This window comes from Methylobacterium tarhaniae (assembly GCF_001043955.1).
GTDB lineage: Bacteria > Pseudomonadota > Alphaproteobacteria > Rhizobiales > Beijerinckiaceae > Methylobacterium > Methylobacterium tarhaniae.
Window position 1 is genome coordinate 1 of the sequence record NZ_LABZ01000048.1, and the last position, 957, is coordinate 957.

A 957-nucleotide genomic window follows, 5' to 3' on the forward strand; every position below is an offset into this window, starting at 1 on the left:
TAAGAGCGCCTAACAGAACGGCACGATCGGTGCGGTTGGGTGTTGTCTGGTATGGCTCGCCCGCTTCTTCCCGACGATCTCTGGGCTGCGATCGCCCCGCTTCTGCCGCCACATCCGCCTCGCCCCAAGGGTGGGCGTCCCCGGTTGGACGACCGCGCCGCCCTGACCGGCATCCTGTTCGTGCTGCGCTCGGGCATTCCCTGGGAGATGCTGCCGGCCGAGATGAAGTGCGGCTGCGGCATGAGCTGCTGGCGCCGGCTGCGCGACTGGCAGGCCGCCGGTGTGTGGCGGCGCTTGCATCAGGTGCTGCTAGAGCGCCTGCACGCGGCGGGTGAGATCGACTGGAGCCGAGCGAGCCTCGACAGCGCGAGCGTGCCGGCGAAAAAGGGGGGTCTGCCACCGGCCCGAACCCGACGGACCGGGGCAAGGCGGGCACCAAGCGCCACCTCGTCACCGACGCGCGCGGCACGCCGCTCGGCCTCGTTCTGACCAGCGCCAATTGCCACGACAGCCCGCTGATGGCCCCGACGCTGGATGCGATCCCGCCATTGCGCAGCGGGCGGCGTGGGCGCCCGCGCCGGCGGCCCGACAAGCTGCACGCCGACAAGGCCTACGATGCCAGAGTGCGGCGGCAGGAGTGCCGGGCGCGCGGGATCACGTCGCGGATTGCCCGACGCAGCATCGAGAGAAGTGACCGGCTCGGACGGCATCGCTGGGTCGTTGAGCGCAGCCACGCCTGGTTCAACCGCGCCCGCCGATTGCCCATCCGCTATGAGCGCCGCGCCGACATCTACGAGGCCTTCACGGTCCTGCAGGCCAGTCTCATCACGCTCCACCAAATCGAGCGGTTCTGTTAGGCGCTCTTAGAGAGGTGTAGCTGACCGAGAGCGGGAGAGTCCGCCTGCGCGGCTTTCACAGCGCTGTAGCCGGCGGGACCTCTCGCGGGGGTGGCCATCG

1 pseudogene is annotated in these 957 nt (G+C 69.9%); it reads left to right on the forward strand.

From position 1 onward, the window contains the following. The first annotated feature begins 51 nt into the window (after window positions 1-51). Window positions 52-857: pseudogene (locus VQ03_RS31660) on the forward strand (IS5 family transposase). Window positions 858-957: the final 100 nt, after the last annotated feature.